The 20,364-nt window shown below is 40.4% G+C and carries 18 protein-coding genes; 12 read left to right on the plus strand and 6 right to left on the minus strand.

The annotated features are described in order from the left end of the window. Positions 1-52 precede the first annotated feature (52 nt). From R2Q78_RS09985 to R2Q78_RS10010, 6 genes are all read left to right on the plus strand, one after another. The gene (locus R2Q78_RS09985; RefSeq protein ID WP_316791341.1) at positions 53-385 is read left to right on the plus strand and encodes a PadR family transcriptional regulator; all 333 of its coding nucleotides are present in this window, start codon (positions 53-55) and stop codon (positions 383-385) included. After that, positions 364-1,398: a permease prefix domain 1-containing protein gene (locus R2Q78_RS09990; protein ID WP_316791343.1), complete on the plus strand. Its 1,035-nt coding sequence runs from the start codon at positions 364-366 to the stop codon at positions 1,396-1,398. The genes R2Q78_RS09985 and R2Q78_RS09990 overlap by 22 nt, the downstream gene beginning before the upstream one ends. Positions 1,399-1,411: 13 nt before the next feature. Further along, the gene (gene tatC, locus R2Q78_RS09995) at positions 1,412-2,275 is read left to right on the plus strand and encodes a twin-arginine translocase subunit TatC (protein ID WP_316791345.1); all 864 of its coding nucleotides are present in this window, start codon (positions 1,412-1,414) and stop codon (positions 2,273-2,275) included. 59 nt (positions 2,276-2,334) lie between these two features. Next, positions 2,335-2,751, plus strand: a complete 417-nt coding sequence (locus tag R2Q78_RS10000) for a hypothetical protein (protein WP_316791348.1) — start codon at positions 2,335-2,337, stop codon at positions 2,749-2,751. 102 nt (positions 2,752-2,853) lie between these two features. After that, positions 2,854-3,084, plus strand: a complete 231-nt coding sequence (locus R2Q78_RS10005) for a hypothetical protein (RefSeq protein WP_316791349.1) — start codon at positions 2,854-2,856, stop codon at positions 3,082-3,084. A 675-nt stretch (positions 3,085-3,759) separates the two neighbouring features. Then, positions 3,760-5,343, plus strand: coding sequence for a discoidin domain-containing protein (locus tag R2Q78_RS10010; RefSeq protein WP_316791350.1), 1,584 nt, complete (start codon positions 3,760-3,762; stop codon positions 5,341-5,343). A 246-nt stretch (positions 5,344-5,589) separates the two neighbouring features. Here the strand turns inward: R2Q78_RS10010 and R2Q78_RS10015 are convergent, their stop codons facing one another. Beyond that, on the minus strand, positions 5,590-6,051 hold the full coding sequence (locus R2Q78_RS10015) for a hypothetical protein (RefSeq protein ID WP_316791351.1): 462 nt from the start codon (positions 6,049-6,051) through the stop codon (positions 5,590-5,592). Positions 6,052-6,247: 196 nt separating this feature from the next. Here R2Q78_RS10015 and R2Q78_RS10020 point away from each other — a divergent pair, with 196 nt between their 5' ends. Further along, positions 6,248-7,042 (plus strand): LytTR family DNA-binding domain-containing protein, encoded by a 795-nt coding sequence (locus R2Q78_RS10020; RefSeq protein ID WP_316791353.1) that lies wholly within the window; start codon positions 6,248-6,250, stop codon positions 7,040-7,042. 67 nt (positions 7,043-7,109) lie between these two features. On the opposite strand, the gene R2Q78_RS10025 is transcribed toward R2Q78_RS10020, so the two are convergent. The 5 genes from R2Q78_RS10025 to R2Q78_RS10045 all read right to left on the minus strand — a co-directional run bounded on the left by R2Q78_RS10025 (position 7,110) and on the right by R2Q78_RS10045 (position 13,528). Further along, the gene (locus R2Q78_RS10025; RefSeq protein WP_316791355.1) at positions 7,110-8,198 is read right to left on the minus strand and encodes a hypothetical protein; all 1,089 of its coding nucleotides are present in this window, start codon (positions 8,196-8,198) and stop codon (positions 7,110-7,112) included. A gap of 7 nt (positions 8,199-8,205) precedes the next feature. Continuing rightward, positions 8,206-11,418: a TonB-dependent receptor gene (locus R2Q78_RS10030; protein ID WP_316791357.1), complete on the minus strand. Its 3,213-nt coding sequence runs from the start codon at positions 11,416-11,418 to the stop codon at positions 8,206-8,208. Between the two features lie 209 nt (positions 11,419-11,627). Beyond that, positions 11,628-12,596 (minus strand): FecR family protein, encoded by a 969-nt coding sequence (locus R2Q78_RS10035; protein ID WP_316791358.1) that lies wholly within the window; start codon positions 12,594-12,596, stop codon positions 11,628-11,630. A 59-nt stretch (positions 12,597-12,655) separates the two neighbouring features. Then, entirely contained in the window at positions 12,656-13,273 is a 618-nt protein-coding gene (locus R2Q78_RS10040; protein WP_316791360.1) for a sigma-70 family RNA polymerase sigma factor, read from the minus strand. Between the two features lie 96 nt (positions 13,274-13,369). Then, positions 13,370-13,528 carry a hypothetical protein gene (locus R2Q78_RS10045; RefSeq protein ID WP_316791362.1) on the minus strand — a complete coding sequence of 53 codons (159 nt, stop codon included), beginning with the start codon at positions 13,526-13,528 and terminating at the stop codon, positions 13,370-13,372. Between the two features lie 181 nt (positions 13,529-13,709). On the opposite strand from R2Q78_RS10045, the gene R2Q78_RS10050 reads away from it, so the two are divergent. The 5 genes from R2Q78_RS10050 to R2Q78_RS10070 all read left to right on the plus strand — a co-directional run bounded on the left by R2Q78_RS10050 (position 13,710) and on the right by R2Q78_RS10070 (position 20,355). Then, positions 13,710-13,910: a hypothetical protein gene (locus tag R2Q78_RS10050; protein ID WP_316791364.1), complete on the plus strand. Its 201-nt coding sequence runs from the start codon at positions 13,710-13,712 to the stop codon at positions 13,908-13,910. A gap of 153 nt (positions 13,911-14,063) precedes the next feature. Beyond that, the gene (locus R2Q78_RS10055) at positions 14,064-14,426 is read left to right on the plus strand and encodes a nuclear transport factor 2 family protein (RefSeq protein WP_316791366.1); all 363 of its coding nucleotides are present in this window, start codon (positions 14,064-14,066) and stop codon (positions 14,424-14,426) included. Between the two features lie 103 nt (positions 14,427-14,529). After that, positions 14,530-15,120: an RNA polymerase sigma-70 factor gene (locus tag R2Q78_RS10060; protein ID WP_316791368.1), complete on the plus strand. Its 591-nt coding sequence runs from the start codon at positions 14,530-14,532 to the stop codon at positions 15,118-15,120. Positions 15,121-15,219: 99 nt separating this feature from the next. After that, positions 15,220-16,452, plus strand: coding sequence for a FecR family protein (locus R2Q78_RS10065; protein WP_316791370.1), 1,233 nt, complete (start codon positions 15,220-15,222; stop codon positions 16,450-16,452). A 360-nt stretch (positions 16,453-16,812) separates the two neighbouring features. Further along, positions 16,813-20,355, plus strand: a complete 3,543-nt coding sequence (locus tag R2Q78_RS10070) for a SusC/RagA family TonB-linked outer membrane protein (RefSeq protein WP_316791371.1) — start codon at positions 16,813-16,815, stop codon at positions 20,353-20,355. Positions 20,356-20,364 lie beyond the last annotated feature (9 nt).

Genomic DNA, 20,364 nt, shown 5'->3' on the forward strand with positions numbered 1-20,364 from the left:
TTTTACGATATACATTGAAGTTCTATGTATATTTGTTGAAATATTTATGATCATGCTGTCAAAAGAGTTAATCGCTGTTTCCTCAATCCCAATTATTTTATCTACACTGATAGATGGTGAAAGTTATGGGTATGAGATCATTAAAAAAGTAAAAGAAGTATCGAATGGTAAAATTCTGTACTCTGACGGAACGCTGTATCCTGTATTGAGGAAACTCGAGGATAAAGAATTTATATTGTCAGAATGGCGGATAGCCGAAAATCAGAAACGCAGGAGGTACTATACGATTACTCAAAAGGGTCTTTTGCAACTTAAGGAAGAGAAGCAAAGCTGGGAATTTATGAATGAACTTTTAAATAACCTATGGACTCCTTCCCTTACCTAAACGTAAAGATTGTTCAATGGCAATCTCGGCTCGAACGTACTTCATTAAACGCTGATGATCGGGAAGAGCTAAAAGCTCATCTCGACGATATCATCCAGGAGCTGTCCCAGTCGGGCTTAAGTGAAGATGAAACATGGACCGTTGCGATGAAACGCATCGGATCAATTACAACAATTGAAGAAGAGTTTGAGAAAGTTAATCCCGATCTTGGATTTAGAAGAACGGGAACACTGCTGATAATTGGTGCGGTTTCAATGCTTTTTTTTCAGGCTTTATTCATCCTCATACCGGTGTTTTACTATAAGCAATATCAAGCAGGTTTTAAAGAAATGAACCTGCCTGGCGATATTCGCTTATGGCCTGCGATCTTTTATTTCCTGAGTTTAGTTTTGGCGGGGTCATTTCTGGTTCTGATTTTTAAAGGGCGATCCTTATTGAAATATTTAAATACAGTAGCCCTTAAGTTAAATACAGCCCCGGCTTTTGTCGCAGTTCTCCTGACCATCATATCCGGTTTCTATCTTATTCAATTGTTAAACGTCGTTGGCTTAGATCCAACAGGCTTTGTATCACCAGCCTTCAAAACGCTAACGCAGCTATTTTACTTTATACAAATTATTCTGATCAGCTATTTCTTTCTGGTAAGTAGTAAAAATGGGGTCAGGGGATTGCTTTCTTTCAATAGAAAAATCAACTGGAAAATTGCTTTGTTTCTGGGCGCTTCTGCGGGTGTTGCGGTGACGTTTGGCTTCACCTATCATAATGCTTATCTCCCTGTAATTATAGCATTTCCCTTATTTGTATGCATTGGCTGGATGCTCAGTTATTCAAGTGGCGTATGGCTGAACCTATTTTGTGTTCAGGCCTACATGATGCTTTTGTGGGCTTCTGAACTCTCTGGTCAGCATAGTGTGATCTTCACAACCTATTACCTCATCACTTTAGTCTTCCTGCTTTTTGGCTTTATTTCCCAAAAGCTTGTTGATTTTCTGGTACTTAAATTTAAGCGGTAGTTGTCGGGCAGTTATGAAAAATAAATTTGCCGGCTGGCTTTTGCTGTTGAAAAACCGATCTGAAAGGAATGATATTGGAGAGATGTCTTTCTTTGATCATCTCGGAGTTTTAAGAAAACACCTCATCAGGAGTGCCGTTGCCATTTTGGTATTTACCGCCTGGGCCTTTTCTTATTACGATTTTATTTTTGATGATATCATACTGGCACCAAAAAAAGAAAGCTTTTTTACTTACAGAATGATGTGCAGGCTGAGCGAGTATTTTCATTGGGGCGATGGGTATTGTGTAAAGGAAATCAAGTTTAACATCATAAATACCGAGATGGCAGGGCAGTTTACACTTCAACTGAATTCTTCTGTGATTGTCGGGATTATCCTGGGCTTTCCCTATTTACTGTTTGAATTGTGGCTCTTTATCAGGCCCGCTCTGACACAGAGAGAAAAGAAATCTACGAGCGGATTTGTCTTTTATGCCAGCCTTTTATTTATGCTTGGTATTCTTTTTGGCTATTATGTAATAGCCCCATATTCGATTCGTTTTTTAATTGGTTTTCAAATAAGCGAGGTAATTCAGAATCAAATTACCATTGATTCCTATCTATCTTCTATTGTAACACTGAGTCTGGGAACCGGAATTATTTTTGAAATGCCGATTGTGGTGCTGGTTTTGTCGGAACTGGGACTACTGACGCCAGAATTAATGCGTTCTTCCAGACGACATGCAATCGTAATCATGCTCATTATAGCGGCAATAGTTACCCCTACGCCAGACGTGCAAACTATGCTTATTGTATTTTGCCCGCTGATGATTCTTTATGAAGTCAGCATTATAGTAGCCGCCAGAAGCTGGAAAAGAATTCGTCAGGCAAGGCAATAAATTCTTTTATTTGTAGCGTTTTAACAGACTCCGACGTTTTCTCTAAAAACCGATAAACGATGAAACGAATTGCGCTTGCATTATTGATGGCCGGCAGTCTGCTGGCCTGTAAAAAAGATAGGAATAACACCAATTGTGGAGATAGGATTTGTACCGAGGAGTTTGTCTCAGTATCTATAAAATTTGTAGACAGTAAAGGCGCGGCGGCTGAGGTAAAAGATTATAGTGTCATCAATCAGCGGACGGGTGAAAAAATTGATGCTAATTCGACGAGTTCATTTTATCAGAAAGGCTTCTTCATAGTGGTAAATGACGGCTATACAGCAAAGCTATCCGAAGCGGGCGATGATTTGAAAATTACAGGTACATCTGTAGAAACCAACCAGACTAAATCTGCCGTAGTAAAAGTAAAAGGTGGTAAATGTGCTTGCCATATAGAAAGAGTTTCGGGGGCAAATCAGATTGCTTTCGATTAGTGCATCAGCTCTGAGCTGTGATTGATAACATAACATTAACTAACCAATGAGTTAAAATTAGTTGCCTTGTTTTGCGCTCAACCAGCAAGGTTAGATCATAACATGGAAAAAGCACAAATAAAGATCAGCTCAGATCTGCAAAGGTTTATCGACAAATTTGAACCTAACAAATTTAAACTGATGTCTAAAGGGATTGAGATCAGAGGCATTAATGACATCCACAGGAACATTACCCAGGCCAGAGATTTGATTGAGAGACTGGAGCTTAATCTTGTTGTAGCCCACAATGCTGAAATGCTTAGTTATGGAGGTTTTGAAGTGAACAACCTGTAGAATTCTCCATATTCACTGCGCTACCACACGCTATCTATTGTGTTTAAAATATGCTGGTTTCGCGGTGCTTTTGGTTTCCTTTCGATGTGCGTTCGTGTCATTACACCCAAAATGTAATCACTATGCAATTCCTACATAACCGTTCGAAAAGCTGAGGCCCTACCAACCCTTGAGTGACCCCTATGAAGGGATTGAGAAGTGCTTTAGTAGATACGAAAGCATGTAGAAGGGATAGCGAATGGAGAAAGGAAACTTCATAAGACAACTCTGTGATGACCTATCATTGCTCTGCTCGTTTTTGAATGATGGTAATGATAGGTTTGAGATTAGCACAAAGAATAAGGAAATTCATAGCAGTTGGGCAGACCAGCATTTTGCACTCAATTATTGTATTTTTAACTACATGATGAGTTTTTTGGGGTACGATTTCAGTTCCCGATAAATCGGGCCAAGCCCTCCATTTGTTTTTTGTTTGCATATTTAATTCATTGTTTTTCAGTGTGTTATGTGTCCATTTTTTTGAATTTGATCTGTATGGTTAATTGTCTATTATTCATTTTATTATGCTTTAAATTAGAATATTCTCTTTTCCGGTAATTGCATTAGAGCGCCAGATTGTTGGCAAAATCTTTTTCTAAAACATGTTGAGCCTATAACTAAAATCCCTAAATAAAAATGAAAACAAAACAACTCCTAATGATCTTTGCCGCTACGGCGGTCTTATTTGCATCTTCATGTAAGAAAGCGGAAACACCTGCTGGGGAAGATGCCGGCCTTGATAGTCCAGGCCAACAGATGACTGTTGCAAACCCTGTAATCTCCCACACCCGTAACCTGACCGTTGCTTATCTGATCCCAAATGACCTGGATACGCTTGCCAACTTCAGATCGAGAATTGATGGTGTGCTTACCTGGATACAGAATTTTTATTCGCAGGAAATGAACAGAAACGGATATGGTGCGAAAACCTTTGGACTGGTCAAGGATCCGGCAACACAACTGGTCCAGATCAGTGTGATCAGAAGTACACAGTCGAAAACAAATTTTGACGGTGGCCTGGGGGTTACTGAAGTGAATAACTTTTATGCGGCCAATCCTGGTTTGAAGCAGAGTCAGCACGTTTTGATCATGATGCCCTCATTCAGTGGTGGGACGAACCCTGATAACAGCAACCCTTTTTACGGTACTGGAAAATACTGTTTTGCCATGGATTATTCAGGTTTGAATATAGCCAATATTGGTACCGATCCGTTTACAAAATGGCTTGGTGGTTTAGCCCATGAAATGGGTCACGCCTTAAATGCTGCGCACGACAAAGAATCTGTATCTGAAAAAACAAGTATTGGGACGGCCTTAATGGGCGGTGGTAACTACACGCTGGGCAAGACGCCAACCTTTATTGCAGCCGCTGATGCTGCGATATTTAATAACAATGAGGTTTTTAACAACGACAACTTAACTTACTATGGCAGCGTTACCACTACCATACCACGTATTTATGCCAGTTATTCGGTCGGCCAGAATGCAATAGTTTGCTCTGGAAAGTTTACCTCTACAGGTACGGTAGCTAAAGTGTTGTATTACAATGATCCTAATGTGAATAATGAAGGAACCGGTACCAATAAAGACTACAATGCAGTAACCTGGGTGAGCCCTAAAATAGGCACAGATAGCTTTAATGTTGTAATGCCTATATCAGAACTATGGGAAAAATCCAATGGCATACCTTACGAGCTTAAAGTTAAATTTATCCATACCAATGGTACAATTACCCAACATATCTATTATTACACTTTCCAGGGCGGAATTCCTGTAATCAATTTTGGGTATCGCCCGGAACTTAGCAAGACAGGCTGGACAATTGATGCTTTCAGTACGCAGGAAATAGGAGAGAATGGTTATGCAACGAATATACTTGACAATAATTCAACAACCTTTTGGCACAGCAGATGGTCATCATCCCCAACTGGAGCCTATCCTCATTTTATCAGCGTAAACCTTGGAAGCAATAAAACTGCAAATGGTATTGCCCTGCAGCACCGTGCGGGATCGAGCCGTGCGATCAAAGATTTTGAAATCCTCACCAGTACAGATGGCATCAATTATACTTCAGGGGGTAGCTTCTCGACTGTTAAAAGTGATGGTAAACAATATTTTGCATTTGGATCGGCGCTAACATTTAAATTCTTTAAAATTGTGGCCAACACCTCATGGGATGGTACGCAAAATGCTGCTATTGCTGAACTGGGGTTGTATTAATCTCCTGTTAATCCATAACAATGCTCCCCTAAAGTATTTAACTTTTCGGGGGCATTCTGAAAGACCGCATTAACCTGACCTCTATAATCAAAAGAAGGATCCGATGAGGAGGATTCAGCTTCAAAATATTGGCTCGGGCTAAGGGGTTTCCTTCAATTCATTGCTTTGCGGATTGGTGTAACCCAAAATTCAAAATGATCTACGTCGCCTGTTTTTAGGTAGCGTAGATCACTTTGTTTAAATTCATTATTTGACTTGAACAGCGGCAAGCATCTCACTTTTTGCAAGTTCGTGTGCGGTATAATGAATGCTGAGCTCATGATTTGCATGAAGCTTTTCCAAATGCAATAATTCTTTTGCAGGTATTGCCATACTCAAATTGGAACCTGTGGCAGCATCTGCAAATCCGAATTTCTTTAATGTATTTCCCTTTTCGTCTTTTATCACAATGTTCCTGCCAGTGCCGACACCTTTTGTGTTGCAATGTGTATATGTGATATATAATTGGTCTTTGTCATTTGCCTTTGTGAGTTGCAGCACTCTTAAATTCAAAGGCTGGTTTATATTTTGCTTCAGTATCAGCTTTTTGTTCAGGTGGATCTCATAGCTGTCTAATCCCAGGTTTACAGTGAAACTGAATGCTGTAAAACATAATGTAATCAGTGCAAATAATCTTATAAACGCCTGATTGATTGTGATGTGTTTCATAATGATAATTTTAAAATGAATATTTCTGACTTATACTGAACAATATTAGGCTAAAAGACATTGGGGCGGAAAAATAGTAGAGCAACAACGAGAATAATAGACATCCGCCTTTTTATTGTTATATTTCATCTACTTTTTATGTAGTTGGTCGATATAATTTTTCGGGCTTTACCCTTTTGGTTTCCTTTACCCTGAAATGATGTATAAAAGAAAGTACTTGCTGATTCATTTTTGCTACTGGTTGCTAATTACTGGGTTCTTCATTTATGAAAAGAAATACCTGATATACAAGGCAAGCATGCCATATTTTGTGGCCTGTGTGAGCGTGCGTATTCTTTTGCTGATCATGATCGCTTACCTTAACCTGCATTATTTCCTGCCCCGGTTCCTGATGAAGAAGCGCTATTTTATATATGCTTTTGCAGTACTGCTGTCGGTAACCGGATATTTGCTGGCCCAGAGCCTCTTTGATTTTTACCTCTACGGTTATGTAGTGGGGCCACTGCGGAATAGCCGTTTAATGGAAGCCTTGTCCTATAACTTTTTCAGCACCTTATGGTATCTGGGATTAATGCTGGCAGTTAAATTAAGCATGGATTGGTACGAACAACAGGGTATCATTAAAGAATACAGAACTTTGAAAGTTCAGGCTAATAACGTTGAGCATGTTCCGGTGGGTGAAGATTTCATCTTTGTTAAAAGCGGTGTTCAGCGCATAAAGCTTCAGTTTAGCGAGGTCACGCACATCCAAGGACTGAAAGACTATGCCATCATTTACACACAATCAGAGAAAATCATATTGAAGGGATCAATTAAAGCGATGCTGGATATTTTTCCGCATAACCGTTTTATACGTGTACATAAATCGTTTATTGTATCGGTTGAAAAGATTGTCTGCCTGGAGCGAAACCGCATTGTACTGAATGATCATCAAATTCCAATAGGAAGAAATTTTAAAGCTGATTTGGAAAGGGCCGTGGTTACGAAATAGTGATGCAAAACAGCTTAAAAAAGCGTATACCCAATGAACTTGGATATACGCTTACTAATGATCGGTCTTATTGAAAGTACTGAGACAGATCAGTGACGGTAATGCCTAAACTGGTTGACCTGGGTACTGTGGTTTTAAGAAATTTGCCATCCCCGATTACCAGCAACTTTGATTTTCCGGGTTCAAATACGATTGGGTTACCATAGCGGCCAACATTTGGCTGATATGGAAGTGCAGCCGAGATGAAAGGCGCAACTGTTGCAGCAGCAGTATAAGGTAAATTATTAGTGCCTTTTTCGACAATATCGCAACCGTAAACAACAGTTGGACTGTTGGTGCTCAATGGTGGTAGTTCGATGTCGTTAAAATTGCCATTGGCAGAAAGCGCAAATCTGATCTCGGGGGTTATTTTGGTAGCTACCCCTGTTGCCGTGTTCCGCTCGTAAAAAAGAAGGTCGACATCAACTCCGCGATAATAACCCAGCGTTCCATAAAGACTTTGAAATTTAGCCGAAATCAACATGTTGGCCGGGTTTGCAGGTGGCCTTAATGCTACATTGTCGACGATATTTGCCCCATCAAAGAAGAAATTTAATGTCTGTTTCCCCGGCGTGGATGTAATTGTTTTTGAAAATAGTACGGTAGTTTCCCCTTTTTTGCGAATCTCTATTTCTCTGTTCGAACTTTCGTTCATCAGTACGTCCAGGTTCTCTTTGTTGATGCTACCTATTCCAGTATATATGACCTGCCCGCCAACCAAGAATTCCAGTTCACCGGAGAGGGCATAGCCCTTGATGAATAACTTGATTACTTTGTCATAGGCCTGGGTGCCGTCATAGTATAAAGTTAGGGTTTGATCAAACGGAGCAGCGGGAACAGTTTTAGTCTGGACAATTACCCCGGAGTTTTTATTCCTGATTTGAAGTTCCTTCTGCTTATCCTCAAAACCCATTATGGCTTGCGTATTAAAGTTCCCGCCAACAGTTGCTAGTACTTTATTATCAACAACGTATTCCAATGAGTCGGCAGAGTTGCCCTGAAGGGTAAGCCTTATAATGTGAGCCGTGTTTTCATTTAACAATTCTTTTTTGCTGCAGGAGAGCAGAAAGAATAAACATAAGCCTGAGAGGCTGATGGACATCAATTTTGTTTTCATATTATATTTAAAAATTATAGGTAATCACGGTACTGTAAGTGCGGCCAAACCGCTGAACAAATTTTAGGTAGTCACCATCTTCATATTTATCGGTGAAACCTGGTTTTAACCTAAAAACGGAACTGATATCGCCTGATTTAAAATCATAATCCGGATTGCGTTCATAACTCGCCTGGTTGATATAAAATGAAGATGCTGAGTTCAGCAGGTTGCCTGCATTAAATTTTAGCTCACATCGGTTTTTAAACAACTTACAACTCAGCTGTAGGTCGATCTGTTCACGAGGTCTTTCATATTCGATGAGTCCGGGATCAGCACTTACGATATATGTTTTAAGTCCTGATTTATTATATAGAAAATTAAAGCCAAACCGTTTCCCGGTGTATTGTATGCCAGCATTGACTAAATAAGGCGATTGACCATACATTGGCCGTTTTTGTTTGCTGGGTAACTCTATAGTGGATGGGGCGCCGGGTGTTTTGTCAGGATTCGTGATCCTGAATGTACCTACTACATCCGATTTTTGGAGCGTGAGGTTTCCATAGGCTGTCAGGTTTTTTATCAGTTCATTGTCCGCAATAAAACCGAAATTTTTTCTTGCCTCAAATTCGAAACCATATACTTTCGCATTATCGGCGTTTTTAATGTAGTATTGAATATTTCCGCTAGTGTTGTTTACAGTTAACTCTGCGGGTTTATCAAATTCTTTATAAAAGGCTCCGGCTGAAATGATTTCACCCAGACCTGGAAACCACTCAGTTTTGAAATCATAACTGCGGATACGTGTGCTGTATAATCCAAGATTACCAAATTGTGCCCCTAAATATGGACTATATTTAAGGAATTGGCTGTTTTCCATCATCTCCGGGCGTACAATGCTGCTGGAATATGCTGCCCGGATATTTACCTGAGTGCTGGGGCTATAAGTTAAATTGGCGGAAGGAAGCCACTGCCATGCTCTGTCCTTTTTAGGGATATATTCTGATGCCCCACGGATGCTGACTGGGTTTTTAATGTCGGTATAGCTGTAGTAATCGGCCCTTACTCCCCACACCAACCGAAGTTGTTCAAAAAACCGATGATCCAGCATCCCATATAAAGCATGCGTTTTACTTTTTCCTTCAAAGGTATCCAGCCAATAGGAGTTGATGGCATAATTGAGGCCATTAACTCCTAAGTTTTCGGGCTTTTGCATTTCCGAAACCGGAAGGTAGGCAACTGCCGGAGCGGTGGTAAGGCTACGTCCTAATGCGGCAATCTGCCAATTGAAACCCGCGTTTTTGCTGTTGCCGAAATACCCGGTTTTTATAGTGTTGCTGAAACCTGCCATCTTAAAAGGCAGAGTTACTGAGGCTGTCCATGAATAATGGTGTTCATCATTTTTGTAAGTGTGTCTTGAAAGGTTATTGCTGATTTCAGGCTGGTTGAAATTGCCTGGTATATAAAAGTATTGATAATCACCATTAACTAGCTGCGGAGCACTATTTGCTATCGTAAGGTCTTTTTCTTTACGCACGATCAGGGTCTTTGCCAATTCCCACTCAAATTTTGCGCTGCCCAGCTGGTGTTGTCCGCTGAGCTTATTTTGCAGCAAATCTGTAAAAGTAGGGTCATCACTTTCCTGTATACGGTTTGGTGTGTTTAATGGAATAAAATCACCACCTGTAACATTATCATAGCCGACGTTTCGCACCAGGATGTTATCGTACATATGGGTGAAAATATTGCGAAGCGTGATGCGATTTTTGCCGAATTGCAGCCCGGCATTTACTAAAGCACCTATGGTTGTATTAAAGCCATAAGCTTTTCCAGAATTATCAGTATTCAAATTCCAGTCACTTCTGTTTTGACGCTCAATTTCATTGGTATTCTGTGTATTTCGGTAGCTTAACGATGCCGTAAAGCCGAATCTTTTTTTATTCAAAGTATCCAATTCAAATAGTTTTCCTATGGTGAACTGATAGTTTTGCGATGGAGCGGCCTTATATTTATAAACAGTAAAGTTATCATTCGTAAACCGACGGCTCTGGTCTACAAGTTTCTGCTGGTATGTTTCATCAGACATTGATCTGTTAGGCTCAACTTGCTTATCGGTAACCAAAAGATTGGAGGGAGCGCCTCTTCCTCCGGCATCAATCCCCCAATAATCATATTTGCCACGCTGGTGGCTCAGGAAATCCTTCCCGGTACTTTGGTCATTGTATGAAGCACCTGCAGAAAAACTGATGAAGTTTTCGTTAGGGATATCTTTTGTGTTGACCTGGATCAGTCCGCCGGCAAAACTAGCGTTCATATCTGGTGTTATAGTTTTACTAACCACTACGTTGTCTACCAGGTTAGATGGGATCATATCGAAAGAAAAATTACGTGTCTGGGCTTCGGTGCTGGGCAATACCGTTCCGTCCAGCATAGCAGAATTATAGCGTTCGCCGATGCCGCGTACCAATACAAACTTGTTATCCACAGTACTTACACCGCTAATTCTTTTTAAGCTTTCGCCAATATTCTTATCCGGTGTACGGCCAATCTGTTCCGCACTGATGCCGTTGCTGATTTCCGAAGCATTTTTTTGACGGACCAATAATCCGTTGGTTGAGGCTTTTTTATATCCCGAAGTCACTATGACCTCTTTAAGGCCTTTGGCGCCAGCTTTCAGTGAAACATTCAGGACAGTGCTTTTTCCTTCGGTTACGATAACCCCAGTGATGCGCTGTGTTTGGAAGGAGATATAACTGACCTCCAAAGTATAGGTGCCCGGCTGAAGATTTAGAATATAACTGCCATCAACCGCAGATTGTACAGCCTCACCTGATTCTAAGACTTTTATGTTTGCGCCGGGTAAAGTTTGCCCTTTGTCGTCCAGGATCTTACCTGATATTTTTCCGGGTTTCGGAGCATCTGGGAGCTGGTTAACGGCAATCAAACTACCCAGTTGGGTAAATCTTAGGTGTCTGCCAGTGGCAAGTTCTTTTAATAACTCAGACAATGGTTTGTTATCGGCTGCTAAAGATTTGAGTATTATTCCACCTACTTTTTTGGTAAAGGAAAAAGTAAAGTCAGTCTGTTGCTCTATTTTATTCAATACTTCTGTAAGTGTTGTGTTTTGTGCTAAAAGTGTAATGCGGGCCTCATTAAGATTTTGAGATTTCACATCGGCCGCCATTAAGACGACTGTAAATGTCGTTGTGACTATCGTTACCAGCATGGCAAATCTTGTCATAGAGAACAGCAATTTAATTACGTTTATTTTTGTAGAATTGTACATAGTTTTTTAAATGGTTTATTGTCCTGAAAAATGATGGATCAGAAAACTTATGTATGAGCGGAAGTGTCCCACCACTTTCGCTCTTTTGCGTTTAATGATCTGATGATACCTGGATTCTTTTACATATGGCGCTCCCTTCTTTACTGATATTTATATTTGATTGTTTACCATAAGGTTATTTTATTGCCCTCAATTTTATATTGAAATTCACCTGAAATGCTGAGCGCTTTCATTACAGTAGTAATGCTTTGATTTTTTATCTTAAGGTTGATTTGCTTTGTCAGCAATGATTTGTTATTGAACTGGAATTTAACCTTATAATATCGCTGCAGCTCCCTGGTGATGTTTTCCAGCGTTTCATTCCGGAAAATTAATTTGCCCTTTTGCCATGAAGAAATATCCGCTATTGCCGTACGCGACTGACTGAACTTTGAGTTAGACCGGTTCCAGGTTAGCTGATCACCTGGCATCAGCAGGTAAGATTTGCTTTTTGTGGGCGCTGGTAGTATGCCAACCTTTCCGGAAGCGACCGAAACAGATAGCTCTTCATCTTCTCCATATGCCTTAATGTTAAAAGAGGTTCCAAGTACCTGCACCTTGAACTGATCTGTATGTACTTTAAATGGTCTGGAAGGATTGTGGGCGACTTCAAAAAATGCTTCTCCACTAAGAGAAACCTCTCTTACATTTCCTGCAAATCTGGGAGGGTATTTTAACCTGCTTTGGGTATTGAGGGTAATGCGGCTGCCGTCGGATAAGGAAATGATCTTCTTTTCACCGGTACGGGTGATGATTTCGGTCATAGCTATTGGATTGACGACGGACTTTCGGTTTTTGTCATTAAAATAAAAGAAACATGCTATGGCTGAGAGTACCAGCAGACTTGCGGCGATGGAGGGTATCCAGAACTGAAAACGTGTAATTTTTGCAGGCTGAATTTCCGCGGGAAAAAAATGACTTTTTAAGCCGTGTTGTGAAAGCTGTTGCCTGGCCTGCAACTGTTCGTCGCTGAGCGGTTCACTAATATTTAAATGAATGAGCCAATGGGCAATCAACGTTTTTTCTTCCTCGCTTACCAATCCTTGCTGGTATTTCTGAAAAAGTTCTTCTAAGTATTTTCTTTCCTTTTGCATTCTATAAGTAATAAGCAGGAGGAAAGTAAAAGGCCCAGAAATTAATCGTTAAAATTTTGTTATTTAATTGTTAACCAAATTAAGAACAGCAGTTCAAAGGCTGATGTAGATGTGCCTGAAGTTGCACTCCTGATACGATTGAGTGCAATGTTGATTTGATTCTTAACAGTTTTTGGGGAGATATTTAGTTTTTCGGCGATTTCAGCAATGGAATATTCGTTGCTGCGGCTCATGAGAAAAACCTCCCGCATTTTTATTGGCATTTCTTCTATTGTCCTGTTAATTACTTCCATCACGGCTTCATATTGCAGATCCATTTCCCTGATTTCCATTTCATCAAAATGGGTTGAGGCATCATGTTGCTGCTGAAGAAAGCCAGCGAAGTTTTTGAAATGTTTTTCTTTGAAGCCTTTGGCTCTGAAATAGCCGGAAAGCTTAAACCATAGCCGGTTTTTGAGGTAATTAGTTAACGGATTACTGATTGAAAATACAGTTCGCTTATCCCAAAGTTCAATAAACATATCCTGCATCAGATCATAAGCCTCATCATGGTCTCCGATCTTTTTAGCAGCTAAAGCAAAAAGGGACTTATAATAACGGCGATGAAGTTCTTCAAATGCAGCATAATTAGATTCCCTGATTAACTGCAAAAGTTCTTGTTCGCCGATATGTTTCATTTATTATCTGTGATTTACCTGCAGCAAAGGTACTGGCACAGATGTTAATAATATATTAAGGAACAAGGCATAGCAGCTCCACGTTTTATAACACATTTAAACATGATCTGCGTCATGCTTCTCAGGCTTTATCTCAGATTGGATGCTGTCTTTCTCAAATTTTTTCTTGTCTTTTATATTGCGCCTGATCAGCCATGTGATGAAAATAATCAGTGCTAAAACTAACAGACCAAGAAGGGCATAATCAATTTCCATAACGAAAGAATTAATACTTAAATATAGTCATAATTTGTTGGCTTATGTGCTGTAAGTCATTATTTAACAATAGTATAACATAAGTTTCGTGCGAGATGAACTTGGAGTAAATAAAGTCTTGGGGTTACTTTTTAATCTTTGCAGTATTAATGACTGAACTTATATCTAAAACAAAATTTTTATGAAAAATGTATTCAAATCTGGCTTCTTAGCATTAGTAGTTTCTTTAACAGTTGCCGCCTGTGGTGGTTCTGAAAAAAAAGCAGGTGATATGGATTCAACCAAGATGGATTCTACGATGACCATGAGCGATTCTGCAACGACTTCAATGGATACTACTGTTATTGTGGACACTACTGCAAAAGATTCAGTGAAAAAGTAACCTGACTTTGACCAAATTTAAAAGAGCCTGCAGATTTGCGGGCTCTTTTTATATGGGGATATGTTGATCTTCAGTTAACTTAAATATAAAACCATATGGATAGTTAAGGTGTTTATTTTAAATAACTTAGAATATAACTTAAAGACGATTTATATGAAAACTCAGGAAGTAGCTGACAAATTAGTGCAGCTTTGCCGTGAAGGCAAACACGAACAGGCTATAGACGAATTGTATGCCGACAATGTGACTAGCAAAGAACCCAAAGGTTCGCCGATGGAATTTACAGAGGGCAAGGAGGCAGTTAAAAACAAAACTGTACAATGGGAGCAAAGCGTTAAAGAAATACATAGTGCTTCATGTTCGGATCCTATTGTTGCGGATAATCACTTTGCTATGGTCATGGACATCGATGCCACTTATAAGGAGCATGGAAGAATGTCTATGAGCGAAATTTGTGTTTATGAAGTTAAAGATGGTAAAATTGTTGCAGACGAGTTTTTCTATAGAATGAGCTGAAAAAGCAAAGAGCCGTAATTGATGTTTGGTTAATATCGATAACTTACCTAATCTTGCAGAAATTTAGTAAATTAGTAACGGGGAAGGTAATTTAATAAACGTCATGGCTGCTTACAGCACTTATACAGATCAGGAACTGATTGCTTTAATGAGGCATGGGGATGAACGTGCCTTTAATGTTTTGTTTGAGCATCATCAGCAGCTTGTATTTAGTATTGCCATGAAAATGACGCATTCCAGATCTCAGGCTAAGGAAGTAGTGCAGGATGTTTTTTTGAAGGTATGGATAAAGCGGGGAGAGCTTGACGGTGTTGAGAATTTTGGCGCTTACCTGAACAGAACTGCAAGAAATCAGAGTATTGACGCATTAAGACGTATTGCCCGGGAAGCGCTGAGGACGGTGGAACTGAAGGAAGAGCAACTGGAAAATGGTGACGACCTTACTGAACAGATGTTAAATTACCATGAAATGGGGGGGATAATTGCACAGGCGGTTGAAACGCTTTCTCCACAGCAAAGAAAGGTATATCAGCTCTGTCATGAACAGGGATTGAAGTATGAAGAAGCTGCAAGCCAGCTTGGCCTAAGTGCAGGTACTGTTCATACTCATATGAAGGTCGCATTGGGAAATATCAGAAAGTATCTTAAAAATATGGACGCGATGCTGGTGCTGATCTTGTTGATGAATAAATAGGTTTCCTATTATAAATAAAAATATTTTACAGCCCACTACCCCGATGCCCTTATTCATTTCGTCAAGCTGTTGAAAGGCATTAAAATATGCCTGTAATTTATGACTGCTGATTCAGAATTTTCTTTATTGTTCCGTAAGTATGTGGATGGAACTGCATCACATGATGAACGACTGGCATTTTTAGAGCTGGTTAATCATGACAAAGTTCAGGCTGAGCTTGCTCAGCTGGTAGATGCAGAATTGAAATCCAGAAATGTTAGCTATAGTCTGGATGAAGATGAACAACAGGAAATTCTAAATAACATTTATAAGGCAGTTCCTGCGGTGCCGTCTGCCAATAGAAAAATAAAGCTATGGCCAGGTTTCGGGATGACTTTAGGAATGGCAGCACGTATTGCCGCTGTAGTTGGAGTCCTTGTTTTCGGACTCTGGTTTTTTAACTACAGATCTGATGACCTTCGCGATGACCTGAACGACAAGAATATATATGCAAATGATATAACACCGGGTAAGAATGGTGCGACTATCACACTTGCCTCTGGTAAAATAATTCAATTGAGTGGTGCGAAAACTGGAGTAGTAATAGGACAAGACTTAAAATATAGTGACGGCGAGATCCTTCGCGATGCTCTGGATGACAAAAAAGAGGATGACAAGGGGGACGTTTTGTCATCCCGAGTTTCGAGGGATCTAGTCGCTTCTACCACAAAAGGCCAGACCTACGAATTCACATTACCCGATGGTACCAAGGTATGGCTAAATGCGGCCAGTAAATTGCAGATACCTTCCAATTTTTCGCAGGGAGATGTAAGGAAAATTTATTTAGACGGCGAAGCTTATTTTGAAGTGACCAAGAATAAGAAGCGTCCGTTTGTAGTAGAAAGTAACGGGCAGCAGGTAGAAGTGCTTGGCACTCATTTTAATATCAACAGCTATGCTGATGAGGGTAGCGTGAAAACGACATTGTTGGAAGGATCTGTGCGTGTCGCTACACGCTCTGCGGGAGCAGAAAGCAGTGCAGTACTCAAACCCAACCAACAGGCAAGCCTGACTAACGATGTAATTAAAGTAAAAGAAGCAAATACTGAAGAAGTGCTGGCCTGGAAAAATGGCAGTATCGTATTTAGGGATAAAACGCTGGAAGGACTCATGCGGGAGTTGGCCAGATGGTATGATGTGACAGTTGTGTATGCCGATAATGCGCCTAAGAATGTCACTTTTAGTGGCGCAGTATCAAGAACCAGAAATATATCAACCGTACTGGAAAGGATGCAGACTACAGGAAGCGTGAAGTTTAAAATTGAGGAAAGAACTATAACGGTAATGAAATAATAATCAATCAGTCATATAAATCACTAACCTAAACAACCAATTATGAAAGAAATTCTACGCCACTAAGACCAAGAGAAACACGGGGGCTTTTAAATAAAAGGCCGAAAAGTGGTTCGAACACTTTCCGGCAATAGTTTGAGCAACCTTTCCTGAAAAATTTCAGGAAGAACAATTATTTGCTAACAATCAATTCTCAACTCAAACCAATTCAAACTTAGGCATTATTGCTTAACAAAGCAATAACGATGGTCTGTCGTCGACTTCCTGTGTTTGAATACAAAACAAAGACGAAGTATGGAAAACTATGCTTTAAATCGAGGTAAGCCTTTTAAGTGGCTGCCAACCAAAATTCTATTGATTATGAAGTTAATCATAGTGCTAATGACCACTTTTTTGATTCATGCAAGTGCTGCCGGCTATGCCCAGAAAGTTACTTTAAATGAAAAAAATGCTTCGCTTGGAGCGATAATTAATAAAATACGTTCACAAACCGGGTATGACTTTGTATTTAACTCTGAAGAAGTTAAAAACGCTAAAAAAGTAACCATTAGCCTGAGCAATGTAGAACTGAAAGATGCTTTGAGCGCAGTTTTTAGAGGTCAGGATCTTACTTATTCGGTAAAGGATAAATTTATAGTAATAGAACCCGCTAAGCCCTCTTTTATAGACAACTTAACTGCTTTTTTTTCAAACATAGATGTGCGTGGACGCGTGGCAGATAGCGCCGGCGATGCACTTGTTGGAGCTACTGTAATGGTTAAAGGACAAAAACAGGTAGTCAGAACAGGTACAGATGGTTCTTTTCTCCTTCAAAATGTGGATGATAATGCGGTATTGGTTATCACCTATACCGGATATAAAACCAGAGAGCTGGCAGCAACAAAAGATCTTGGAGTGATCCGCATGGAAGTAGCTGTGGGGAATCTCGAAGAAGTTGCGGTAACTGTTAACACTGGATATCAGAAGATCAAGCCAGAACAAAGTACAGGTGCCGTTTCGCAAATAAGCACCAAAGAATATGAATCAAGGGTAAGTACAAATTTTCTTGATGGTTTGGTAAACCGTTTACCGGGATTGTTGATCAACAACAGTGTACAGTTTACAAGTACTACTCCTGGCGTTGGTGAAACTACCAGGCCTTTGTTCAATATCCGTGGTATTTCTACCATGTCAGCCAACCAAAGTCCGTTAATTGTAGTGGATGGTTACCCAACAGAGTTAACGCTGGATATGATAGATCCAAATGAAATAAAGTCGGTGACGATTCTTAAAGATGCCGCCTCTGCCACTGTATATGGAGTAAGGGCGTCTAATGGAGTAATCATTATTGAGAGAAAGCAGGCTAGCCCTGGAGCTGCACAGTTTAATTTCAGGACTACATTGGGCCTTACACCAGAGGAAAATTATAGCCGCTACCGCTGGGATCCGGAGGCGTCGGGCATCAATGCCAGTTACATACGTGAAAGACAAGCGCTAATTGTTACGCCATCCAGCTGGACTGCCTTGTATGCGCCAGGATCTTTAGGGGGTAATGTACGTCGTTCTATTCCCTACTATATCCAGGCTCAGCTAGCCGCCGGTATTATTACACCTGCGCAGGCGGAAAGCTCTTTTGCAGAACTGGCTAATTATGACAATCTGGAGGATTACAGTCGCCTATTCCAGAGGACGGCAGTTGCGCAAACAAATACCTTGAACATTTCGGGTGGTGTGCCAAACGCGCTATATTATATCACGGCCAATTATACGGGTAACCGCAATAATTCAATTCTGAATGACAACAATAGATTTCAACTGACGGGCCGTACGACACTTAAACTCGCAAAACGACTGAGCCTGGAATTGACCACAGAATACCAGGAAAATCGTGCTAATGGTGCTCCGGTACCGGGGGCTGCTTCCTATGCGGGCTATGAACGCTATGAAGATGTAAATGGTAATCCTGCCGCCATCATTTCACAAAGCTATGCACCGGTTTATAATAATGTACTGCTGTCGCAAGGCTTGTTAGATCAAAACTATTACCCGCTAATTGAAGCGAATAAAGTAAGCAATAAAACACGAACACTGAATAACAAGGCCATTGCCAATTTTAACTATGATATTGGAAAAGGATTTAACCTGTTGTTCGGTGGGGTATATGAGACTTCCCGTACGGAGTTCAGGCACCTGGCCGGCCAGGGTTCGAATGAAGTGAATGCGTGGGTTAACAACTACACTGTTACGCCTACTACCGCTAACCCTTCGTTAGTATTCAAAAGAAATATTCCTGATGGAGATTTCCTGCGTCAGCAGAATACCACTTCAACTGGTTATACAGCACGGACGCAATTGAATTATAATAAAAGAATTGGCAACCATTCCCTAAACGGTATCGCAGGTGCTGAAATACGCAGCCTGGTAAATAAAAGTAATTTAGCATCTTATTTTGGCTATAACGATCAGAGTTTGCTACATCAGCCTGTCGATTATGCTTCTATAATTAACGGTGCAACGACAGTCAGAGGTACCTTGGTCACTTCTAATGCCCTTGGGGCCTTGAACAACTTCTTTAACCAGACTTATAGTGACGACCGTTTTTTATCGGCATTTGCTAATGTTGTTTATTCCTTTAAAGATACCTACTCCTTATCGGGAAGTATCCGCATTGACCAATCGAACCTTTTTGGTAGCGATCCAAAATATAAGTATAAGCCATTATGGTCATTAGGTGCAGCCTGGAACATTCATAAGGAAAGTTTTATGAATGATATAAAATGGCTTCACCAGTTGAAACTGCGCGGTGCTTACGGATTTAATGGGAATGTAGCGAAGCTTTCACTTCCGCAGGTAATTGCCCAGGCACAGAACAATACACAGAATACACCTACACTTCCATCGCTCATCTTATTCTCCAATGCCAATACAGGCCTTCGTTGGGAACAGACTGAGAACTTTAATTTGGGACTGGATTATAATGTTTTCAAAAATATCACAGGTAGCTTTGAATATTATACCAAAAAAACAACCGATGTGATGGGTAATTCTTCGATCGACCCAACGCTCGGTGCCAGTTCTGCCTTAGTCAATTATGCCACCATCAAAAATAATGGTTTAGAGTTTAGCCTGAAAGCAGATTGGATATCCACCAGGAATTTTAACTGGAATACGGGTATTGTGGTAGCTAAAAATAGCAGCAAGGTACTGGATGTTTATAGAACGGGACGATATGATCCACAGGTTCTTGATGTACTTGGATATGTAAGTGGTTATCCGGTAGGTGCTATGTTTTCCTATGATACGCGTGGACTCAATAATGAAGGTCATCCAATTATTTACGATCAGAGCGGGGCATCATATGTTGTAAATACCAGCTCTACGGGTACGCCTTTAGTTACCGCGATGTCAGATAAGAATTCAGGACTGGTACAATATTCAGGAACATCTATTCCAACTATTAGCGGTGGACTAAGTAACCGGGTTGATGTGGGCAATTTTTATTTCTTCGCGATGATCAACTATTATGGTGGTTTTAAAGTACGCGTGCCGAGGCCTACGCCCGAACAGAACAGACCTTTGGTAGGGTCAAATAACTATTGGAGGGTTGCCGGCGACGAGGCGAACACAGATATTCCGAACTTAACTGACCTGAATAGCTTTGCTCCGGGACTGGCTTACCGTTATAACAAGAACTATGTGGTTCATGGTGATTATATGACGTTAGGTGATGTAACGGTTTCGTACCGGTTAAATGACGTCAATTTCATAAAAAAGGCCGGCTTCAAGAACTTTGAGCTCAAAGCTCAGGCTTCAAACTTGTACTCCGTTGGATTTAACCGCTATAACTTTAGTATGGCTACGGGAAGTTACGCAAAATCGTATCTAACCCCTACGTATACGCTTGGTTTATTCACTAACTTTTAAAATTTTAAA

The organism is Pedobacter frigoris (assembly GCF_032678645.1).
Classification (GTDB): domain Bacteria; phylum Bacteroidota; class Bacteroidia; order Sphingobacteriales; family Sphingobacteriaceae; genus Pedobacter; species Pedobacter frigoris_A.